The sequence below is a fragment of the Streptomyces sp. AM25 genome (assembly GCF_058146165.1).
In genome coordinates this window covers 1-20,384 of sequence record NZ_JBKIWN010000051.1, presented here as the reverse complement: position 1 = coordinate 20,384, position 20,384 = coordinate 1, and the positions used below count along the sequence as shown (strand labels likewise).

16 protein-coding genes and 3 pseudogenes are annotated in these 20,384 nt (G+C 68.9%); 7 read left to right on the top strand and 12 right to left on the bottom strand.

What is annotated here, in order from left to right:
* Positions 1–515 (bottom strand): annotated as a pseudogene (locus ACLHRZ_RS34700) (hypothetical protein); the annotation flags it as partial.
* Positions 516–2,118: 1,603 nt separating this feature from the next.
* Between ACLHRZ_RS34700 and ACLHRZ_RS34695 the strand changes: the two are divergent.
* Positions 2,119–3,069: an ornithine cyclodeaminase family protein gene (locus tag ACLHRZ_RS34695; protein ID WP_490422608.1), complete on the top strand. Its 951-nt coding sequence runs from the start codon at positions 2,119–2,121 to the stop codon at positions 3,067–3,069.
* A gap of 104 nt (positions 3,070–3,173) precedes the next feature.
* On the opposite strand, the gene ACLHRZ_RS34690 is transcribed toward ACLHRZ_RS34695, so the two are convergent.
* From ACLHRZ_RS34690 to ACLHRZ_RS34680, 3 genes are all read right to left on the bottom strand, one after another.
* A complete protein-coding gene (locus ACLHRZ_RS34690) occupies positions 3,174–3,359 on the bottom strand; it encodes a hypothetical protein (RefSeq protein WP_490422607.1) in 186 nt (61 codons plus the stop codon).
* A gap of 27 nt (positions 3,360–3,386) precedes the next feature.
* Entirely contained in the window at positions 3,387–4,439 is a 1,053-nt protein-coding gene (locus tag ACLHRZ_RS34685; protein WP_490422606.1) for a DUF6624 domain-containing protein, read from the bottom strand.
* A 61-nt stretch (positions 4,440–4,500) separates the two neighbouring features.
* On the bottom strand, positions 4,501–5,718 hold the full coding sequence (locus ACLHRZ_RS34680; protein ID WP_490422605.1) for an erythromycin esterase family protein: 1,218 nt from the start codon (positions 5,716–5,718) through the stop codon (positions 4,501–4,503).
* 58 nt (positions 5,719–5,776) lie between these two features.
* Here ACLHRZ_RS34680 and ACLHRZ_RS34675 point away from each other — a divergent pair, with 58 nt between their 5' ends.
* The gene (locus ACLHRZ_RS34675) at positions 5,777–6,520 is read left to right on the top strand and encodes a TioE family transcriptional regulator (RefSeq protein WP_490422604.1); all 744 of its coding nucleotides are present in this window, start codon (positions 5,777–5,779) and stop codon (positions 6,518–6,520) included.
* A gap of 108 nt (positions 6,521–6,628) precedes the next feature.
* Positions 6,629–7,165 carry a hypothetical protein gene (locus tag ACLHRZ_RS34670; protein WP_490422603.1) on the top strand — a complete coding sequence of 179 codons (537 nt, stop codon included), beginning with the start codon at positions 6,629–6,631 and terminating at the stop codon, positions 7,163–7,165.
* Positions 7,166–7,457: 292 nt separating this feature from the next.
* Here the strand turns inward: ACLHRZ_RS34670 and ACLHRZ_RS34665 are convergent, their stop codons facing one another.
* The 6 genes from ACLHRZ_RS34665 to ACLHRZ_RS34640 form a co-directional block, all read right to left on the bottom strand.
* Positions 7,458–8,024 (bottom strand): DJ-1/PfpI family protein, encoded by a 567-nt coding sequence (locus ACLHRZ_RS34665; RefSeq protein ID WP_490422602.1) that lies wholly within the window; start codon positions 8,022–8,024, stop codon positions 7,458–7,460.
* A 411-nt stretch (positions 8,025–8,435) separates the two neighbouring features.
* The gene (locus tag ACLHRZ_RS34660) at positions 8,436–9,074 is read right to left on the bottom strand and encodes a hypothetical protein (RefSeq protein WP_490422601.1); all 639 of its coding nucleotides are present in this window, start codon (positions 9,072–9,074) and stop codon (positions 8,436–8,438) included.
* A gap of 93 nt (positions 9,075–9,167) precedes the next feature.
* A complete protein-coding gene (locus ACLHRZ_RS34655; RefSeq protein ID WP_490422600.1) occupies positions 9,168–9,434 on the bottom strand; it encodes a hypothetical protein in 267 nt (88 codons plus the stop codon).
* Between the two features lie 394 nt (positions 9,435–9,828).
* Positions 9,829–11,448 carry a hypothetical protein gene (locus tag ACLHRZ_RS34650; RefSeq protein WP_490422599.1) on the bottom strand — a complete coding sequence of 540 codons (1,620 nt, stop codon included), beginning with the start codon at positions 11,446–11,448 and terminating at the stop codon, positions 9,829–9,831.
* A 62-nt stretch (positions 11,449–11,510) separates the two neighbouring features.
* Complete coding sequence (locus tag ACLHRZ_RS34645; RefSeq protein ID WP_490422598.1) at positions 11,511–13,265, bottom strand: glycoside hydrolase family 3 protein; 1,755 nt, start codon at positions 13,263–13,265, stop codon at positions 11,511–11,513.
* Positions 13,266–13,308: 43 nt separating this feature from the next.
* Entirely contained in the window at positions 13,309–14,589 is a 1,281-nt protein-coding gene (locus ACLHRZ_RS34640; protein WP_490422597.1) for an MFS transporter, read from the bottom strand.
* Between the two features lie 324 nt (positions 14,590–14,913).
* On the opposite strand from ACLHRZ_RS34640, the gene ACLHRZ_RS34635 reads away from it, so the two are divergent.
* The 3 genes from ACLHRZ_RS34635 (at position 14,914) to ACLHRZ_RS34625 (ending at position 17,867) form a co-directional block, all read left to right on the top strand.
* A complete protein-coding gene (locus tag ACLHRZ_RS34635; RefSeq protein WP_490422596.1) occupies positions 14,914–16,551 on the top strand; it encodes a lytic polysaccharide monooxygenase in 1,638 nt (545 codons plus the stop codon).
* Between the two features lie 121 nt (positions 16,552–16,672).
* On the top strand, positions 16,673–17,149 hold the full coding sequence (locus ACLHRZ_RS34630; RefSeq protein WP_490422595.1) for a DoxX family protein: 477 nt from the start codon (positions 16,673–16,675) through the stop codon (positions 17,147–17,149).
* A 124-nt stretch (positions 17,150–17,273) separates the two neighbouring features.
* Complete coding sequence (locus tag ACLHRZ_RS34625; RefSeq protein WP_490422594.1) at positions 17,274–17,867, top strand: CHAP domain-containing protein; 594 nt, start codon at positions 17,274–17,276, stop codon at positions 17,865–17,867.
* 57 nt (positions 17,868–17,924) lie between these two features.
* Here the strand turns inward: ACLHRZ_RS34625 and ACLHRZ_RS34620 are convergent.
* Positions 17,925–18,362, bottom strand: a pseudogene (locus ACLHRZ_RS34620) (transposase family protein); the annotation flags it as partial.
* Between the two features lie 129 nt (positions 18,363–18,491).
* A complete protein-coding gene (locus tag ACLHRZ_RS34615) occupies positions 18,492–19,298 on the bottom strand; it encodes a group II intron maturase-specific domain-containing protein (protein ID WP_490422593.1) in 807 nt (268 codons plus the stop codon).
* Positions 19,299–19,405: 107 nt separating this feature from the next.
* Here ACLHRZ_RS34615 and ACLHRZ_RS34610 point away from each other — a divergent pair.
* Positions 19,406–20,384: pseudogene (locus ACLHRZ_RS34610) on the top strand (ISAzo13 family transposase); the annotation flags it as partial.

Here is a 20,384-nt window from a genome sequence, read left to right as displayed (position 1 = left end):
GGATACAACAGAGCGCCGCACGGCGCACCCCCTTCGACGAACCATCTAGTTCCCGTCCAGACCTTCTTGATTTCCTTCAGTGCCGTGTGGCAGCTTCGCCTCGGCCGGAAACCGTGAGATGACTTCAGGAAGGTTGGGTTCCCCGGCGATTCGTAGATCGCTTCGAGGACCATCCTGATGGCTTCCTGTACCACCTTCTCGACGGGTGACGCGATCCCCAGCGGCCTCTTCTTAGCGTTGGCCTTTGGGATGTCCACCCTTCTCGCAGGTGAGAATCGGAAGCTCTCGTCACGCATGGCTTCGATGATCGACTCGATGGTTCCTGTTGAGAAGCCGTCGAGGGTAGACCCGTCGATGCCGGGCGTCATGTTCCCAGGCTTACTTTTCAACCTTTCGTAGGCCGCTAGGTATAATTCCTTACGGAACAGCAAGCGGTAGAGGTCGCTGTTAACCCACTCCGGGTCTTCATTGAGACGTGCGATTACGTCCAGTCGTTGGAGGTCTATCCCGGCCATCCGGCCGAACCTCTTCCTTCTTGACGTTCCATTACCTGCCGCCCTTCCCCTTCACCACTGGTTAGGTAGCCGTATCCCTGAGGGCCGGGTACTACGGCGGCTCCGTCTCCTTAGCCGTTACCGGCCTTAGGAGATCCCCAAGTTGTACTGACAGGGCGTGTGTCCACCCTTAGGCCCCCATTCCGTGCTTTCACCCGCGCTCCTGCGGTTGTCCCAAGGAAGTAGCTTCGCCCCGTTGGTAAAGCTCACGAGACGATCCTTGGCCCCTGGTGTCAGATGGCAACCTGGGGGGATGGCGCTGTTCCGACTGCACTTGGGTTTAGGCAGTATGGCCTTGGCCATAGGCGGCCTGGCGCACCCTGCATCTCGCCTCAGCCATCTTTGGCTCACAGGGCTGGCCCGGCATGCTCTTGTCCCTCCGGGGTTTCCCCCTCGGGTAAGCCGGTCGCCTTCACTACATCGCTACTAGTAGGACTCCCCTCGGAGTACCCCTATCCGCACCACATGGGCGCAATTCACCTGCGCAACAATCTTCACGCAGACGACACTAGGAGAGACGTTCAGGAGAGGACAAGTTGCCGTCCAGACACAGCGCAGAGAACTCCGCCGCTGCGCGGCTCCGGCGCAAGGAGCCCATTCCTCCTGGGGCTGAAGCCCCAGGCTTCCTTGGCAGAAATTAGGTGAAGTCAGACGCTCATGGTCAGCCGAGAGAGGGCACCCCTGCGGCATCCGCTCCAGTTCGGCGTCGCAGGGGCGGGCGGAGTGTCCCGGAGAACCCGGTGCGGGACGACACTCCGCATCCAGCAGAGGGCGCGGCCAGCCACCCGACGCGGGGATGAAAGCGGCCATCCAGCCCTTGCTCCCACCTCCATACTCCACTCAGCCAGACCGCTCAACCATGGCCCAACAGGCCCTGGACGAGCGGCGAACGGCCCTAAATCGCCCTTCGGCGGTGCGTCCGTGGACTTCGGATACGTGTACGACACCTGTCGCGCGGTCCCACCCGCCCCTGCACCCCCAAGGGGGTGCCTGATGGTGGGCCAGGTGCCGGGACTCGCCAGTACGGTCCGCTCGGCGCGCCGGGGGCCCTGGTCGCCGCGTTCGTGACCGGAAAGGACCTCGTGACGAGGCCGCCGCCCGCGCATCCGTGAGGGAGGCGGCCGGCGACTGACCCACCGGCACGGGTGGAAGTCGACATGCCAGGGCCGTCACCGGGAAGCCGATCCTCATGGCAGACAGCACGCGGCACAACACACTCAAAGAGCAGGTAGCCATCACTCATGAACGAGCCCGCGAACTTCAACGGACAGCAAGGGAAGTGATCAAGGAGAACCATCGGCTCCTCGACGAAAGCTTCCGGCTCAGGCGCCAACTCCGTTGGGCCCTCGCGCAGCGCTGAACCCCCGGCACCTTGCCGGCGGACGCAGGCGGCCGTTCGCCGCGCAGGGCCTGGCGGACGTGGTCGGCGTCGAAGGCGTCCTCCCTCCGGGCGACGATGAGGGTGGCGACGCTGTTGCCCGCCAGGTTGGTGGGGCCCGGCACTCGGCCAGGAACTCGCGGCGGCGCTGGAGAAGACCTTGTACCCACTGAAGGAGTTGAGCGTGTGGACCCCACGAAACTGCCCCTGATCGACGCCGATGAACTGGCGCGCCGCCTGCCCATGCCCCGGGCGATCGAGGCATTGGACCGGGCCTTGCGCGCCGGGCTGGACCCCGAAGCGGATGTCGCGCGCACCGTGCTCGACACCCAGGCGGGCCAGCTCCTGCTGTTGCCCGCCACGTCGTCCTCGTATGTCGGGGTGAAGCTCGCCGCGATCGCGCCCGACAACCCCGCCCGCGGCCTGCCGCGTATCGTCGCCTCCTACCTCCTCATGGACGCGGCCACGCTCTGCCCGACAGCCCTGATCGACGGCTCCGCCCTGACCTTGCTGCGGACACCCGCCGTATCCGCTGTGGCCGTGGACCACTTGGCGCCCGCGGACGCCGAACGGCTCGTCGTCTTCGGGGCCGGAGCGCAGGCGTGGGGCCACGTGGAGGCGATCAGAGCCGTACGCCCCATCTCCTCGGTCGGCGTCGTCGCGCGCCGCCCGGAGCGGGCGGCCGAACTGGTCGAGCGGTGCCGGACGGTGGGCCTGCCCGCGGAGGCCGTCCCACCGCAGGCTGTGGCGACCGCCGACGTGATCGCCTGCTGTACGACGGCACGCACGCCGCTGTTCCCCGCTTCGGCGGTCGCGGACCACGCGGTCGTCGTGGCGATGGGATCGCACGAACCGACGGCCCGCGAGGTGGACAGCGCCCTCGTCGCCCGCGCCACCGTCATCGTCGAGGCGCGTACCGCGGCGCTGCGCGAGGCGGGCGACCTCCTGATCCCCTTGCGCGCGGGCGATGTCGATACCAGGGTGATCGCGGGCAACCTGGCCGAACTCGTGCGCGGGGCGGTGGACGTCGCCCCCCGGCGGCCGAAGCTGTTCAAGGGCACGGGCATGGCGTGGCAGGACCTGGTGGTGGCAGCCGCTGCCGTCGACGGGGAGTTGGGCGTTGGCCTCGGCGGATGATGCCTGTGCGGGCCCCGAAGGCGATGACGCGGTCGCGGCCGGGAAGTGAAGCGCGGCCTGGGCGGTAGGGCTCAGGCCGCGCCGAAGTCACCGAGGGCCGGGCCTCAGCAGGCGGCCTGGTAGTGGGGCGCGGCACAGGCGCCTCTCGCGGCGCAGCACTGGTCGGTTCTGCCGCTCCAGGTGAAGGTCGCGCCGTTGGGCTTGTCGGCCCCGCGTGAGATCGCGTACACCTTCATGCCGGTCACCGAGCCCGCGTCCGCTGGAACAGCAGGCTGACTCGGCGACTTCACCCCCAGGTTGGATAGAACTTTTTGTCTTCAGGGCACTTCCGTGCCGCCTTCAAAGGAGTCGTTGATCCTTCTTGTGGTCTCGGACAGTGGTTCCAGGCCGTGTTCGGCCCTTCGTCGGTCGACTCCGTCCGGGTCGCGGATGGGACACGGCTCGTACAAGCCGTCGGGTGCCGGCCGGTGCTGGGTGCCGAAGCACTGCTCGCCCTTGTCGACGTGGACGGCGATACGGTCCTCCAGATACGCCAGGTGACTCGGTTCGGCGTCGCCCTCCGCCACCGCCTGGGCCAGCAACCCGATCCACGCACGCTGGAGGTGTGGTTGCCGGTCGGCGTGCTGAGCCAGCAGCCACGCGGCGTCGGCGCCGTCCTCGCCGCACAGCGCGCGGCCCGGCCAGCCGACCCGGTCGATGACCTGACGCAGCCACGCGGTGTTGCCCTCGTCGATCTCGGCCCACCGGGCCGCCGTCTCCTCGTTGAACGTACGGGGCAGTTTGTTGCGAAAGTCCTGATCGATTTCGCGGCGGCGCAGCAACTCCCGGCGCAGCGCATCGTCGTATGCGGGGCGCGGGTGCTGCACCGTCACGGTGGTGGGGACGGTGCCGAACAGGGCACTGCCGAGGATCCGGGTGTCCACGGGCACGTCCAGAGCCGCCAGCTCGTGGGCGCTGACCCACCGGAACGAGCGCTCCCGAGGACCTGTGGGCCCGTACGGGCGGTCGACCACGGCGACGTGGATGCTGTCGACGTGCAAGTGCCGCTCCGGGCGGCGACCGTCGGGGCCTGCGGGCATGGCCACGGTCCACCACGCCGTCCGGTCCACGGCGACGCCGGTCGATCGAGCCGGAGCATGCGGGTAGCCGGGCGGCAGGCTCTGTCCGGCCGGCGGCAGGAAGCGGGGACGGTAGCCGGTCTCCTCGACGGTCGCGCGCAGCGCCGCCTGATGCGTGCTCTCTCCGTCCTCGAGGTGCCCGCCGCAGACCAGCCAACCACCGTGGCGCGGGTGAGCGATCACCCCGAGTCGCCACAGGGAACCGAACCGTGCGAGCAGGTACACGCTGGCTGTCTCGTGGGACACGTCCATCGCGGCAGCGTCCCACCCCCGCCCCGGGCCGTACAGGCCGCCCGATATCGGACTTGATCGTCTAACTCCGCAGGACGTCCTTGACGAACACGATCCCGTCGCTGTCCGCCAAGTGGGCCGGGTCGAGCGGGGCGTAGCCGAACCAGGGCGATACGCGGAGAGTGGGTGGCGTGCTGCCCAGGGCGGTGGCCAGCCGCGGGGCATCGATGACGTAGTGGTTCTCCGGGAGTGCGTACAGGAGTCCTTCGAGGGTGTCCGGCGGCGGGGTGTCCACTCCCTGATGCGGGATCGTGCCGAGCGCCGTGGACACGAAGGCGTACTGCTCGCCGAGTTGGGCGCTCACCAGCGCACCGGCGCTCCACCACTCCACCGGCCCCTGCCACATCTGCATCGTGCTCTTCTCCCGCTGGAGGTGGGAGTTGTGAGCGTGGACGACGGCCGGGCCGCGTTCGGCGAGGGCGAGGAGGTTGTGGGCCATCATCAGATCCCGCAGCGCGCACAGCCGTGTCATGCGGGTCGGTGAGGTGTCGGCCATCCCGTGGTGGTAGCGCAGCAGGCCGGTGGCGGTGCGCCCGTACAGGCGCGCCCGGTCCCAGTCGTCCCGCGAGGTGGTCGCGAGCAAGTGCGGCGTCTGCGCGTCGAGCAGCGCCACCAGGTCGTCGGCGAGCAGCCGCAGTTCCCGGGCCTCGGCCGACTGCCCCACGGAGTGGGCCGGGTCCCTCATCGCGGCGGGATCGGTCCACCGGTCGTCGTCGCCGAGCAGGTGGTCGAGCGTCTTCGCGGTGCAGGGGAGCAGGTCCGCGTCCACCCGGGCAGCGAGGTAGCCGTGGAGTGCGGTGAGGGCCTGCCGGGGGCTCGCGGCGTGAGTGATCTCCAACGGGCCGTCGAAACCGGCGAAGCGGAGCCGCTCGGACGCGGGCCGGCCGTCGTTGACGGCGCGGACGTTGTAGGCGCGCATCCAGCGCACGAGCTCGCGGTTGGCCGCGGAGGCGCCCCAGCCGTGGCTGATTCCGTGCTCCATGACTTCGTCGAGGGTGCCCGTTCCCGAGGTGACGTAGTCGTCCACGACCAGGCCCGTCATGCAGTCGCTCTCGATGGCGATCGTCCGGTAGCCCTCCTGCTCGGCGAGCTGCCGGACGAGCTCGTTGCGCAGGTCGAGCAGAGCGTCCTCGCCGTGGGTGGGCTCGCCCAGGGCGAGCAGCCGGGGCCGGGCCGGGAGCAGCCTCATGATGGCGGCAGCGTCGACGGCATGGGCGGCGTCCTTGATGTCAGTAGCCATGCCTTCAACGGTATCGTTGAACCTTCGGTGGAAACTTTTCCGCGATACCGTCGAGTGCATGGGGCGAAACTTTCAAAGTGGTGAGCGGCTCAGGCCGGTTGATCTGGCGCGCGGGCACGGTCTGTCCACGCAGGCGGTCAGGAACTACGAGGAGGCCGGCATCCTCCCGGCTGCCGGACGCACGCCCCACGGCTACCGCACCCACACCTCGCTGCACGCGGGCGCCCTGCGCGCGTTTCTCGCCCTGGTGCCCGGCCACGGCCATCAGACGGCGGCGTCGATCATGCGGGCCGTGAACCAGGGCGCGGTCGACGAGGCGTTCCGCCTCATCGACGAGAGCCACACCCAACTCCTCGACGACCGGCGCACCCTCCAGGCCGTGGAGAGCGCCCTCCGCGACCTGGAGCCCGTCACCGCGCCCGAGCCCGGCGGCACGTTCATCGGGCCGCTGGCAGGGAAGCTCGGCATCCGGCCCGCGACGCTGCGCAAATGGGAGCGTGCCGGGCTGGTGCGCCCGCGCCGCGACCCGCGGACCGGGTATCGCGTCTACGACGATGCCGACGTGCGGGATGCCCGGCTGGCCCACCAACTCAGGCGGGGCGGCTACCTGCTGGAGCAGATCGCCCCGCTGGTCGCCCAGGTGCGGGCGGCCGGCGGGCTGGAGACGCTGGAGGCCGCACTGCGTGACTGGCACGGCCGGCTGTCCGCCCGCGGGCGGGCGATGCTGACCGGGGCCGCAGAGCTGGAGGCGTACCTCCGTGCGGATGGTGGAGTCAACCATGGTGCGGACACGCGGACTTGATCGCCACCTGACGGAGGCCCTTTCCGGATTCTCCGGGCCCTCGCCCCACGGGCGGTCTACTGTACGGGCACGCAGCGCTGCCCAAGCAGTCGCACAAGGAGGAATCCCGTGTCATCGCCCTGTGACCCCGAGCATGCTCCCGCCGGCGATGTGGGCGCAGCGCTCATGATGATCGATTCCCGGCTCAAAGCCGTCTACGACGGCAAGATCGAGACGGACCCCGAACAGAAGGCGCTGGTCGACCAGTTCGCCGCGTCCCTGGGCCCCCGGGGAGCCAATGACGTGCTGGACGGCGCCTGCACGCTCATCTTCATGTTCATGCAGTGGCTGCGGCTGGCCTACGAGGACGAGGACAAGGACGTCATCGCGTACGTGGTGTCCGACCTCGTGGCCACGATGCGCATGATGCCGAAGAGCGTCCGCCCCGAGGCCATCCCCATGATGGCCGGCCTGGTCGTCGCCGCGGGCACCGGCTTGAGCCCTAACTTGTGGCGCAGGCAGTACGGGTACTGGACCGGGGACGAGATGACGCCCCTGGAAGTCACCGCTTTCCTGCTTGCAGAACACATCAACCGCCTCACCCGTGACCCCGACTTCGCCACCCGCGTGATTGCCGACGCTCTGTCCGAGTCGTACGAGGACTGACGCGGCCGCATTTTCCGCGACGACGCCGGGGGATCTCCTCGGGGTTGTCGAAGTCCTCAGCCTGCGCGACGACGAGCGTGATGCCGGGCGGCACGGCGAAGACGGGTATCAGGCGTGGTCGGCGTCCCTGGGGAGAATGTAGAGGTCATTGCGCAGGGCGCTGCCGGGCGTGCGGTGGTGTTTGTGCGCGCTTCTGCCATGCCAGACCGTGCCTTTGGCTGAAACCGTTGCCTTCATCAACGTGATTCACGCACTGCTTCCCGAGTCGAGCGGACCTCGCCGCGGCGGTCGGTCACCCCTTGACGGGCGCCTTCTCGCGCAGCAGGTCGAGGAAGGCCCGCATCCAGGCGGGGTGGTCCGGCCAGGCCCGGGCGGAGACGAGGTTGCCGTCGACGACGGCCTCGGCGTCCACGAACGTGCCGCCCGCCAGCTGGACTTCGGGTGCGCAGGCGGGGTAGGCGGCGCTGCGCCGTCCGGTGAGCACGCCCGCCGCGGCCAGGATGAGCGCGCCGTGACAGATCTGCGCGACGGGCTTGTCCGCCTCGAAGAAGTGCCGCACGATCCGCTGGACATCGGCGTCCAGCCGCACGTACTCGGGCGCCCGCCCGCCGGGAACCACCAGGGCCGCGTACGCGCTCGGATCCACGTCGGCGAACGCGACGTCGGACGGCCAGCAGTGCCCCGGCTTCTCGGTGTAGGTGTCGAACCCTTCGGTGAAGTCGTGCACCACGAACTGGAGTTTCTTCACCGACGGGGCAGCGATGTCGACGTCGTAGCCCTCCTCCTGCAACCGCTGATAGGGGTGGAGGACTTCCAGGTCCTCCGCGGCGTCACCGGTGACGATCAACACCTTGGGCATGCGAAGCTCCTTCGCTGAGTCGGTGAGAGCGGGGTAACCGCACGCCTATCCTTACCCCCAGCTCCGCACCGGCTACCGGCATATCAGCCTTGCCCGTTCTGTATGCGGCGGGCGTGGGCGCGCAGCAGGTAGCGCCGGCAGGGCGGAGCGGGCGGCGCAGGCCGGCTCGGCGGAACTGCCCGGGGCTGGCCCCTGGGAGGCCGTCGGCCTGATCCGTCCCGACGGCGGCACTCTGGCCGCGACCGCCGCCCCCGCCCAGCGCGGACCCGAAGGCCGCCGGGCTTGGGGAACATCGGTACGGCGGTTGGCGGCTGAGAAGGATCATGGTCGGCCGGCACACCGGTTCCCAACTCTGCTGGGAGCCGGGGAGCTTGGCAGGGAAAGGCGCACGGACGACCGGAAGCGGCCGGGCTACAGGGGCAGGTGGTACTCCACGGCCCGCCGCCCGGTCGGGGCGAAACCCGCGCCGGACAGCGCCGAGTTGAGATGGCTGTCGTCCGGGGCTGCGTAGGCGAGGACCTCACGCGTCCCCGGCTGCTCGACACGCACCTTCTCCACCACGGCGTTCACGAGCTCGGCGAGGCCGGCGGCGGTGCCCTCCTCCTCGCGGTCGTGCGCCAGGATCGCCGCGGCGCCGTCGAACTCCACCTCGAACAGGGCGTCTTCACGCGTCAGCCGGAAGGCGGCGGCTCTCTCGGGAGCGGGGCCGACGTGGTCCAGTTCCAGCCGCCACCAGCGGTGGACCTCGTCTCCCTCGACAGCGCCGAGCTCCTTCAGGGCCGGCCCGTCCGCCTCCTCCGCCTCCGTGACCCACCGCAGGGCCGTCCCGCCGGCCTCCCGCGCGAGCGCCGCGGCCTCCCGCATCAGCGGCACCAGGGCGTCGCCGGACGCCTCCGGCAGCGCGACGATCCGGAGGGCGGGGTCCTCGGCGCCCAGGTCGAGCAGGGTGACCGATCCGGCGAGTGCTTGAGTGTCCGTGTCATGCCCCAGGACGACCGCGAGGATACGCTCGTCGCCCGCGTCCCGGACGATCTCGGTGGAAATAGCCATGAACCGATCCTCTCATCACGGCCGACGACCGGGACCCGGCGGCCCCCGGATCCCGGGGAGGCCACCGGGCCCCCGACTGTCCGCATACGGCCGTCAGCACATCGCGAACGGCGCGTCCGTCGGCACGATCTCGCGGCCGAGCTCCCGGGCGCTGACCGCCCCGGACCTGACCCCGGGCCCGTGGGCGTTCCGGGCGTCCGGCTCGGGCGCGCCGTCGTCCGCAGGTGCCCGGCCGGGCACCTGCGGCGGCACCTGCAGGACCTGTACGAGCTGGCCGACCGGTGCGCCGCACGCGGCCACGACGCGGCCCGGTGCCGACCCAGTCCGCCCCTCGCGCCCCAGGGCGGATCGCGGTGCCACACGCCCGGCGTGGTGCGCCGGCCTTCGGCGGCCGCTCGGCACACACCGTTCTCACCAGCGGTTTTCCTGGATCGCGAGTCGGAGATCCGCCGTGTCCGGTACCCGATCCGTTCGCGAATCTCCTGCCGCACCAACACGCGCACAGCGCCGAATCCCGGTTCCCGCCGGCTGTTCCCAGACCGCTGAGGCGGCCGCCATCCTCGCCGCCCGCCGCGTGGTCCCTGTCCACTGCCTCAGCCGGGGCCACTTCACCGAGGGCCGCGCCCATCTGGTCGACGCCTTCACGGCGGCTGGGCTGCCGGACCACCTGGAGACCGGGTCGGTTTGAGCCGTCGGTACGACGCGGAGGGTTCCTCGTGGGACAGCGCCCTCCGCGTCATGTCCCCGGCTCGGCTCAGCACGCGGGCGGTGTGCTGCCTCCGACAGCGACCCGGAGGTCTGCGCCCTGGCCGTCGACGGAGCAGACCTTCACGGCCGTATTGCCGATCTCGTCCACCAGCGTCCTGCCGGCGGTCAGGGTCGCGTCCTTGGTGGTCGACGTGCCGGGGGTTGCGTCGATGAGCGTGTTCTTGACCGTGCCGCTGCTGTTCACGATGCGCACCACGACACCGTTCACCATGGGGTCGGAAGCGGTGTAGTCGTCGTAGGGCGGAGCGGGACGGCGGAACTCCAGCGACAGGTAGGTGCCGTTGCCACGGGGGATCCTGTACTCCTGGACCCCGTTCTTTCCGAGCACGCCCAGTCCGTACTTCCCGCTGCTCTTGATACGGACGACTTCGTCGGCGGAGAGCCATCCGGAGAACTGCCGGTAACTGACGGGGTAGAGGTGCATGCCGCCCCCGCCCATGGTGTCCGTCGGGTCGTCCGGCCCGTTCGTCTTGCAGCTGCCGTTCACCCGCGTCACATCGCCCTGCACAGGGCATCCCTTGAGCGTGTCGGAGTGCTGGTACCCGAGGTTGTGGCCGAACTCATGGGTCCACATCCATGTCTTCTGCCCCACGCCGTTGGAGATGATCCAGTTGCCGGGCATGGCGGCCAGGCCCTCCCAAGTGCAGGCCGAGGTCCGGGAGATGTCGACGAAGAGGTAGTCGTAGGAGTCCGGGTTGACACCCTGCTTCCTGGCGGCGTCCCTGGCGGCATTACGGATCGCCGTGGAGTCGCATGTGGACGGACGCGGGCCCAGGTCGATGTTCTGGAGCATGTCGCCCGAGAGGTCGAGCTTTCCTCGCGACACCTCCTTCAGGTATGAGCGGAGGGACGGAGCGCCGTCGCCGAGAGTCGCCTGCCGGATGGGATTGGGGTCGACGGCGGCCGTGCCGGTCCAGTGGGTGGCCATGACGAGAGCCTTCTTCTTCCCCACGACAGGACGGGTCGGCCAGATGTCGAGGGAGCTGGAACTCCACTGGCGCATGGCGGCGTTGTCGGCGGGGGTTCCTGGGGCGGTACAGGCACCGGTCTGTACGTTGGCGTTGTCACTGAAAGTGCGCAGGCAGTTCCCCTGCCCGGCATCCGCCTTGTACTTGTTCTCCAGCCGGGAATAGCCGTTGCCTGCGTCGACGACCCGCCACTGGCGCATGGAGGTGTAATCGGATGCGCCGCCCTGGGCGTTGCAGTCGCCGATCTGTGCGTTGGCGTTGCTGCTGAACGTACGCAAGCACTTCGCCTGCCCCGCGTCCCCCTTGTACTTGTTCTCCAGGCGGAAGTAGCCGCCGCCTGTGTCGACGACCTTCCATTGCCGCATGGAGATGTCGTCGGATGCGCCGCCTTGGGCGTTGCAGTCGCCGATCTGTACGTTGGCGTTGCCGTTGAACGTACGCAGACACTTGGCCTGCCCCGTGTCTCCCTTGTGCTTGTTCTCGATGAGGGAGAACCCGTCCGATCGCTCCGTTGCCGATCGCTTGTCGGAAGAGGCCGCGGTCGCCGACTGATGCGCGAACACGGGCAGCAGGGCCAGGGCTGAGGTCAGCAGGACCGCTGTCCTGACCGACCTGGTTCGTATGGAACGTAGCTTCATATCTCCTCGCGAATGTTGATGTTTTTCGGAAATCCCCGGCGGTGATCGCTGCGGTGCGGCGTTCAGATCCGCACGCCGTGGCCGTGAAGGAACACGGGGTCCGCGGTGTCGTTCGGTACGTCGGGCCGCGCGGCCTCGACCGCGGCCATGGAGCGGGGGAGCTCGAAGGGGAGCAGACCCTCCGCCTGCGCGCGGCCGAAGGCGACATCGAGCAGGGCCTCGTCGCTCGCTCCGTAGTCCGCGATCAATGCCGCTGCGCGCTCGGCGATCTCCGGTATGACGGCGGGCCGTTCGAGGTTGATGCAGACCAGTGTCGGCACCGTGTCCAGGAGCACGAGCACGGGTGCGAGCTCCTCCTCGGTGAAGGCGAGCGTGCCGGAGTGGAAGAAGGACTCGAAGCGGTTCGGACGGTGCTCGTACGGCGTACGGAGCCGGATGATCGCGAGGTCCGCCGCCGCCGGGTCGGTGACCACGGAGCTGTACACGGCCGCGGCCTCGGCGTCGAGGTTCTCGACGTACACCTTGGGCCGCCCGGTGACCGGCAGCAACGATGCATTGTCGGCCAGGACGGTGAGCGAGCGGCGCTGGGCCGCCGCCCCGGCAGCGGTGAACCCGCCCGCGCCCACGACCTCTTCGGCCAGGTCCGGGTCGACGCGGCGGTTGTCGAAGAGGCCGAGCACGAACTTTTCGCGCAGCAGGCGGCGTACCGATGCGTCGATGCGGGACTCCGCGATGCGGTCCGAGCGGACGAGTTCGACGATGACCTCGGGGCAGTGCTCCCCGCCGAATTGGTCCGCGCCGGCTGCGAGGGACTTCTCCGCGCGCTCGGCGACGGTGAGGTGTTCGCAGCCCCAGGCGCGTGCGGAGTGCATCTCGCCGAAGATGGGAGCGTCGTTGAGCAGGCCCCAGTCGGTGCAGATGATGCCCGTGAAACCCAGCTGCTCGCGGAGCAGACCGGTGAGGACGCCCTTGTTGAAGCCGAACCCGACCTCTTCCCAGTCGGTGCCGACCGGCCGGCCGTAGTAGGGCATCATCTGCGAACACCCGGCCACGATGGCCGCCTTGAACGGCTCCAGGTGCACATCGCGCAGGCCGCCGGGGTAGACCTGGTCCTTGCCGTGCGGGAAGTGCGGGTCCTCGCCGTCCTTCTGCGGGCCGCCGCCGGGGAAGTGCTTGACCATGGCGGCGACCGACTCCGGCCCGAGCTCGTCGCCCTGCAGCCCCTTGACGTACGCCGCCGCCAGCTCGCCCGCCAGCCGCGCGTCGGAGCCGAAGGTGCCGGACTGGCGGGACCAGCGGGGCTCGGTCGCCAGGTCGATCTGCGGATGCAGTGCCACGCGGAAGCCGACGGCCAGGTACTCGTGGCGGACGGTGTCCGCGAACCGGTGCACCAGCTCCGGGTCCCCGATCGCGGCCAGCCCCAGCGGTTCCGGCCAGGCAGAGAAGGCGCCGGCGTTGAAGGAGGCGCCGACGTTGTCGGTGAAGGAGTGCCGCGGGTCGGTGGAGAGGGTGACCGGGATTCCGAGCCGGGTGGAGGCCGCCAGCTCCTGCACGGCGTTGTGCCACAGGGCCATCTCGCGGGGGCCGTACTGGCCGAGGAGGTTGAAGTGGGTGAGCTGCCTGTCCTTGATCAGCTCGGTGGTTCCAGCGGTCACCGTGGAGCCGTCGGGCTCCTGGACGGGGGATCCGTCGGGGTTCATCGTCAGCATGTCCTGGAACATCTGGCCCGCCTTCTCCTCCAGGGTCATCCGGGAGAGCAGGTCGTCGACGCGCCGGTCGACGGGGAGCGAGGCGTCCTGGTACGGGGGGACGGTCATGGGGCCGGTACTCCTTGCTACTTGCTGCGCTATTTGCTGCGTGCTACTTGACGGAGCGGATCAGCTGGACGAGCGCCGCTCCGGCCGCGGCCGCGATGCCGCCGAAGAGGAAGAGCGCTCCGTAGTTGCCGCCGCCCGGGCCGATGGCGAGCAGCAGCGGGGCGATTATCGGGACGAGGGACTGCGGCAGGGCGTTGGCGATGTTCAGCACGCCCATGTCCTTCGCGCTGGTCTCCGGGTCGGGCAGGACGGCCGCGGCGAGCGCCACGTCGACGGCGAGGTAGAGGCCCTGCCCGAAGCCGAAGACACCCACGGCGGCCAGGAACGCTCCGAAGGACGAGGCAGTGGCGATCCCGGTGAGCCCGACGGCGATGACGAAGGCCGAGGCGAACACGAAGGGCTTGCGGCGGCCCGTGCCGTCCGAGAGGGAGCCGCCGAGCAGCGATCCTGCGACCACACCGGCGACGGTCACGAGCGTGGTGAGGAACATCCTGCCCGGCACGTCGCCCTCGGCGACGCCGATCCGGTCCATCAGGAAGTACACCTGGTAGCTGGTGACACAGGAGATGCCGACGAAGACCAGGAAGCGGCTGGCGAAGTTCCAGGCGTAGTCGGGGTGTTGGACCGGGTTCACCCAGAAGCTGCGCAGGAACTCCCGGACGCTGTACGGCGCGAAGCTGCCGGGCCGGGCCGGACGGTCCTTCATCACCAGGGCGAGGGTGCATGCGCCGGCGACACCGAGGAGGGCCGGGACGACGAAGGCCGCGGCGATGTTGCCGTTGAAGACCTGGGCCAGGAACGTTCCGCAGACCATCGATACCGACAGCATCATGCCCACGAGCCCGGAGACCCGGCCGCGCTGGTGGTCGGGGATCAGGTCGGGGATGCAGGCGGTGATCATGCAGAGCGAGGCGTTGCACCCGGCCTGCGCGATCGCCCAGCCGACGAGCAGCAGCGGCACGCTGTCCGCGAGGGCGACGACCGTGAGGCCTGCGCCGGCGACGAGGGCACCGCCGACGAGCCAGGGGCGCCGGCGACCGAAGCGGCTGGTGGTGCGGTCGGAGAGGGCGCCGAACAGCGGGTTGCCGATCAGCGCCAGCAGCGCGCCGACGGACAGCACCGTGCCGAGGGCCGCCCCGCGCTCCGCCTCCGGCACGATCTGGGCCACCCGCAGGGCCAGGGTCACCACGAGCGGGGTGAAGACCGCCGTGCAGACGCCGAGCTGGGCTGTGGCCAGGGCGAGGATCAGCTTGACCGGTGCGTCGGCGGGAGCCTGGTCGGCGGGGGCTGCCTCGGGGGCGGTGACGGCCGGCGTCTCGCGCAAGCAGGAATGGGGGTGGGCATGGCGGATGGCGGCCATGGCGGCTCCAAGGGGGGACGGGACGGCTTCTCTGCCGTGCCTGCGACCTCAGGCTATTGAGGATCATGAAGGCCATTGCGTGACGAATGTTGTTAGCCGGTCGCCAAATGGAGGCTGTGGTGTTGCGTCATGGGGGTGCATTTCTGCGCTTGCGCAGCGGGTTCACCTTTGGCGCCACGGAGGTCACCTTTTGCCTGGCCGGAGGCGCACGGGCGGGATCTAGCTTCGGTGGTGCGCCGGAGGATTTCTCCGGTGCATCGCATCCACTTCTGTCTGTCGAGGACGTGAATGAACACCAAGCGAGTCATGGTGGGCGCGGCTGTCGTTGCCGCCACCGTCGGATCCCTTTTTGCCGGTGCGTCGAGCGCTTTCGCGCACGGTTTCGTCAGCCCGTCTCCGTCTCCCGGGGGCGCTTCCTGCCAGTCGGCGAACAGCACGCCCGGCGGTGACCTCAGGGCGCGCCAGGACGTCGCGCTGAACGTTCAGAACGGGTTTGTAGGCGAATCCGCCATCAAGGATAAGCACTCCTTCGAAGGCCTGAAGACCGCATTCGACAGCGGAAAGCTTGACGGCAAGATTGCCACGGCAGGGCATTCCTTCGGCGGAACCCGGCTGAACGAGCAGACGTCGACGATGTGGGCGAAGCAGGATTTCCAGAAGGGCCAGACCGTCACGGCCGGCTGGTGCATCACTGCCCCGCACAGGACGACGGACTACCAGTACTACATCACCAAGAATGACTGGGACCCGAACAAGCCGCTGACGCGCGACTCCTTCGAGAAGGAGCCGCTGACGACGGTCGCGGGTAACCACCAGGTGCCCGTACCGGGCCTGCACAAGATCCCGCTGCCGGCCGACCACACCGGATACCACGTCATCCTGGCCAAGTGGACCATCGGCGACACCGAGAACGCCTTCTACAACGTCATCGACGTCAACATCAAGGGCGACAACGGCAGCATCGGGCAGAAGCCGTCCGCTCCGAGCGGCCTGCACGACATGGGCGTCACAGCACAGCACGTCGACCTGATGTGGGCCCCGGCCCCCAGCCAGGACAAGGTGACCGGTTACGAGGTCTGGCGCAACGACCAGAAGATTGCCGACGTCAAGGACGGCCTGGACTACCCGGTGTTCAAGGACACTTCGGTGTCCCCCGACACGAAGTACACCTACAAGATCCGTGCCGTGAACGCGGCGGGTGCGTCCGCCTTCTCCAACACCCACACGGTGACGACGCCCAAGCCGTCGGCCTCGACGCCCGTGGTGTCGCAGGCGTGGCTGGTGAAGAAGGACAACGGGGAGACGCTGGCCTCTGTGAAGGGCACCGGCGAGCCCGGCGCGCAGGTGTTCATCAAGGCCAAGGACGGGACCTGGAGCGACCGCCAGATCCAGGTCGGCCAGAACGGCGAGTTCTCCTTCCGCACCGGCTACTTCGAGAAGGACGGTGTGACCGTCCAGCTCCGCAAGGACGGCAAGGAGCACACCTCGGCGAAGGTGGCCCTGCAGGCCGCCCCGGCCGAGATCACCTCTCCCGCGGCCGGCTCCAAGGTCGACCCCACCTTCACCGTGACCGGTAAGGGCGAGGTCGGTGCCGAGATCACCGTGAAGGCCGGCAACACCGAGACCAAGGTCACGGTCAAGGCCGACCGGACCTGGACGGCGACCCTGGCGAACGTGGTCGCCGGGAACCAGCAGATCAACGCCGTCCAGACCATCGACGGCATCAAGTCCACCGCGACCACCCGCACCGTCACCGTCACCGGCTCGGACACCTCCCTGCCCGAGTGGGACGCCCGTGCTGCCTACACCAAGGGTGATCGCGTCACGCACGACGGCGCCACCTACGAGTGCGTGCAGTCCTACCAGGGTGTCGGTGACCCGGGCTGGATCACCGCTCTCTCCCTGTGGAAGCCCGTGAAGGCCTGACCTCACACGGCACCCCCGCCGGGCCCCGGCCCGTCCTCCTGGCCGTCAGGGGGACGGGCCCGGGGCCCGCGACATGAACCCGTAATTCAACGGCTGAACAGGTGTATTCGACGTGTGTGGTATGCGGAGACGGGGCCGCCGATTCTCAAGGGCTCTGGAGTCCTGCTCCGGGAAGCGGAACGCAATAACCGGGCTGCGGCTCGCTGTCGGCATCATCTTTCTGTGGTTCGGAATCCCCAAGTTCTTTGCCGGTGGCAGTCCGGCGGAGTCCCTGGCGGTCAGGACCGTCCATGAGCTGACCCTCGGAGCCGTGGACGGTGGCAGCGCGCGCGTGCTCGTCGCGTCGGTCGAAGTCGCCATAGCGCTCGTCCTGTTGTCGGGAAAGGCGGACCGACTGGCCGCCCTCCTGATGACCGGGCATCTCGCGGGGGCCTGTGCGCCGCTGGTCCTCTTTCCGGACGAGACCTGGCGGTCGTTCGGGGTCGGGACCATCGAGGGCCAGTACATGATCAAGAACGTTGTCCTGGTCGCGGCTGCCGTGGTGATCGCAGCCCACTCGGGGGAGCGGAGGCGGGCCCTGCCGACGACCCGGGCCTGACGCCCGATCTTGCAACCGGCCATGCCACTTCGCAGGCTGCGGCCTGCACGCCGCCCACGCACACCTTCTCCCCTGCCCCCGTTCACGGCCGCATACGGCCACGGTTCCCTGCTTGGAGAAACCCATGTTGCGCCTGCCCCGGGCTCTGCGCCGCCACTCATCCCCGCTCACCGCCGCTGCACTGCTGTGCACCGCGCTTGCTCTCGGCGCGCCGGGCGCCAACGCCGCCACCTCGACCCCGGTGCCCGACATCGGCGCGCAGGCAGCCGAGTTGGCCCGCGCCAACCTCGACACCGGCGCCTGCGGCACCAACAGCAACGGCGGCACCGGCTACGGATCCAGCTGCACCGGCAACGCCGGACAACCGGAGCCCTGGTGCGCCGACTTCGCCGCCTGGATCTGGGCCCGCGCCGGCGCCACCACCCTGGACCTGACTCCCGCAGCCGGCAGCTTCGCCGTCCACGGCCCGCTGCAGACCGTCCCGCACGTGGGCGACGCCGTGGTGTTCAACTACGACGGCTACGGCAGCGCCCGCCACGTTGCACTGGTCACCGAAGTCCACCCGGACGGCACCATCACCACGATCGGCGGTAACGAGGAAGGTGAGACTGGGAATTGGTCCGCCACCTCACGTGTCCACCAGACCGGCCCTTACAACGCAGCCGTCGGCAGCGACGCCACTGGACAGACTGTCAGCGGCTACGTCTCCCCCTTCTAAATGATGTCCCGTAAGGCCTGGTGAGGGCTGGCTGGAGTGTTTCCTGCGGGTGCTGGGTTATCCGGCGAGGGCCATGTTGTGCAGGCGGGCGATGCCGAGGATGGCCTGGTGGACGCCGTCTCCGTGCAGGCGGCAGTCGCGGAGGATCTTGTACGTCTTCATCCGGGAGAAGGCGTGCTCGACGCGGGCCCGGGCTTTTCGGTGAACGGAGTTGTCTGCTTCCTGTTCCGGTGTGAGGGGCCGGTTCTTACGCGGCCAGTGCGGGATGAGGGCGGCAGTGCCGCGGTAGCCGCCGTCGCCGAGGACCGGTGCGTTCTTCACAGCCTGGTCGACGCCGGACTCCTGGTAGGCGCGGGCATCGTGCCGGCTGCCGGGAAGCGGCCGTCCGGCCGCCACTACCAGCCGGGTGTTGGCGTCGATGACCACCTGATGGTTGGTGGAATAGCGGTAGTTCTTGCTGGATGAGGCGATGCTCCGGTCCCGCGTCGGGACCAGGTGAGGTCGGCCCGGGGCGCCCTGCCGATGTTTCCATCGGTGGGTTTCCCCGAGCCGCCTCCCGCACCCGCCGTGCGCGTTTCCACGCAACGGGCGCTCCACAAGTCCCGGTGGTTTACCAGGATTTCCTCATGCGGCACTCGGCCATGGCGAGGGGATCTTCGTTCCCCGGTAGGAGTAGTAGACGATCTTTACTGCTCCCGGGTTGAACAGGGTCACCTCGCTGGTGGTGGGCCACCATCCGTCGCGGGTGTTCTTGCGGCGGATTTCCTTCCAGTTGGTTCGCCGGTGTTTTCGGCGGAGCCAACCGAAGACCTGCTTCCAGGTGTAGGCCCGCAGGTAGCAGAAGGTCGCCTTCGATGAACCGTGCTTGAAGTAGGTGGTCCAGCCCCGCAGCACCTGGTTCAGCTGGTGCAGCAGGGCATCGAGCGGCAGGTTCACGTCCTGCCAGCACAGCTTCTTCACCTTGGCCATGATGGAGCGAAGCGCTTTCTTGGCCGGATAGAGGTAGACGAAGTGTTTGCTGGTGCCTCGCTTCCGGTGACGCCGGATGCGCCAGCCGAGAAAGTCGAGACCGTCCTCGATATGGGTGATCAGTGTCTTCTCCCGCGACAGGCGCAAGCCCATCGTGGAGAGTACGATCGCGATCTCCTCACGCAGGGCCTCGGTGTCAGCCCGGGTACCCGATACCGCCAGGCACCAGTCGTCCGCGTACCGGATCAACCGGTAGTTGGCCAGACCATTCCGGCGACGCTTGGCCTGCTGATACGGCTTCGCACGGGGCCCGCCCGGTGCCTGGGCGATGTACTCGTCCAGCACGGACAGGGCCACGTTGCTCAGCAGCGGCGAGAGGATCGACCCTTGCGGGGTGCCGGTGTCGGTCGCCCTCAGGGCCTTGTCCTCGCCGAGGATGCCCGCCTTGAGGAAGGCCTTCACCAAAACCAGCACACGTTTGTCGGGCCTTTCCCCAAGGCCGGGTAGTTAAGTTAGGGCCTGCCGGAAAATAACCCGTGGCTTCCGGCCTGTGGGCTCGTTGTTGTGGTATGGGCATACCGGAGGGGACTGAGGCGTCGCTGGCGGCGAAGTTTCAGGCGTTGCTGCCGCATCTGGATGAGCGTCAGCGGAGGTTGGTGCTGGGGGCTGAGGCCCGTTCGCTGGGCCATGGCGGTATCAGGGTCGTCGCCCGGGCGGCGGGGGTCCGGGAGGGGACCGTCTCGTGCGGGGTGGCGGAACTGGAGTCTGGCCAGGTGCCGTTGGGCCGTGTCCGCCGGGAGAGCGGTGGGCGCAAGCGTCTGGCGGATCTGGATCCGGGGCTGCGGCCTGCTCTGTTGGCGCTGGTCGAGCCGGACGAGCGCGGGGATCCGATGTCGCCGCTGCGGTGGACGACGAAGTCGACACGCAGGCTCGCCTCGGAGCTGACTCGGGCCGGGCACCGGGTCTCGGCGGACACGATTGCCGCCCTGCTGCGCGAGGAGGGCTTCAGCCTCCAGGGCAACGCCAAGACCGTCGAAGGCGCCCAGCACCCGGACCGGGACGGCCAGTTCCGCTACATCAACGACCAGGCCAGGCAGTTCCAGGCCGCCGGGGACCCGGTGATCAGCGTGGACACCAAAAAGAAGGAGTTGGTCGGCAACTGCAAGAACGCGGGCCGCGAGTGGCACCGCGCTGGTGATCCGGTCCGGGTGCAGACCCACGACTTCCCCGATGCCGAGATGGGCAAGGCGATACCGTACGGGATCTACGACCTTGCAGCGGATGCCGGCTGGGTCAGCGTCGGCACCGACCACGACACCGCCGCGTTCGCCGTCGCCTCGGTCCGCCGCTGGTGGATGCGGCCGGCCGCACCGTCTACCCGCACGCCCGCCGCCTGCTGGTCACCGCGGACGCGGGCGGTTCCAACGGCTACCGCACCCGTGCCTGGAAGTTCGAACTCGCGGCCCTGGCCGTGGAGACGGGCTTGGAGATCACCGTGTGTCACTTTCCTCCCGGTACGTCGAATAGGGTCGGGGACTGGCGCGGTGA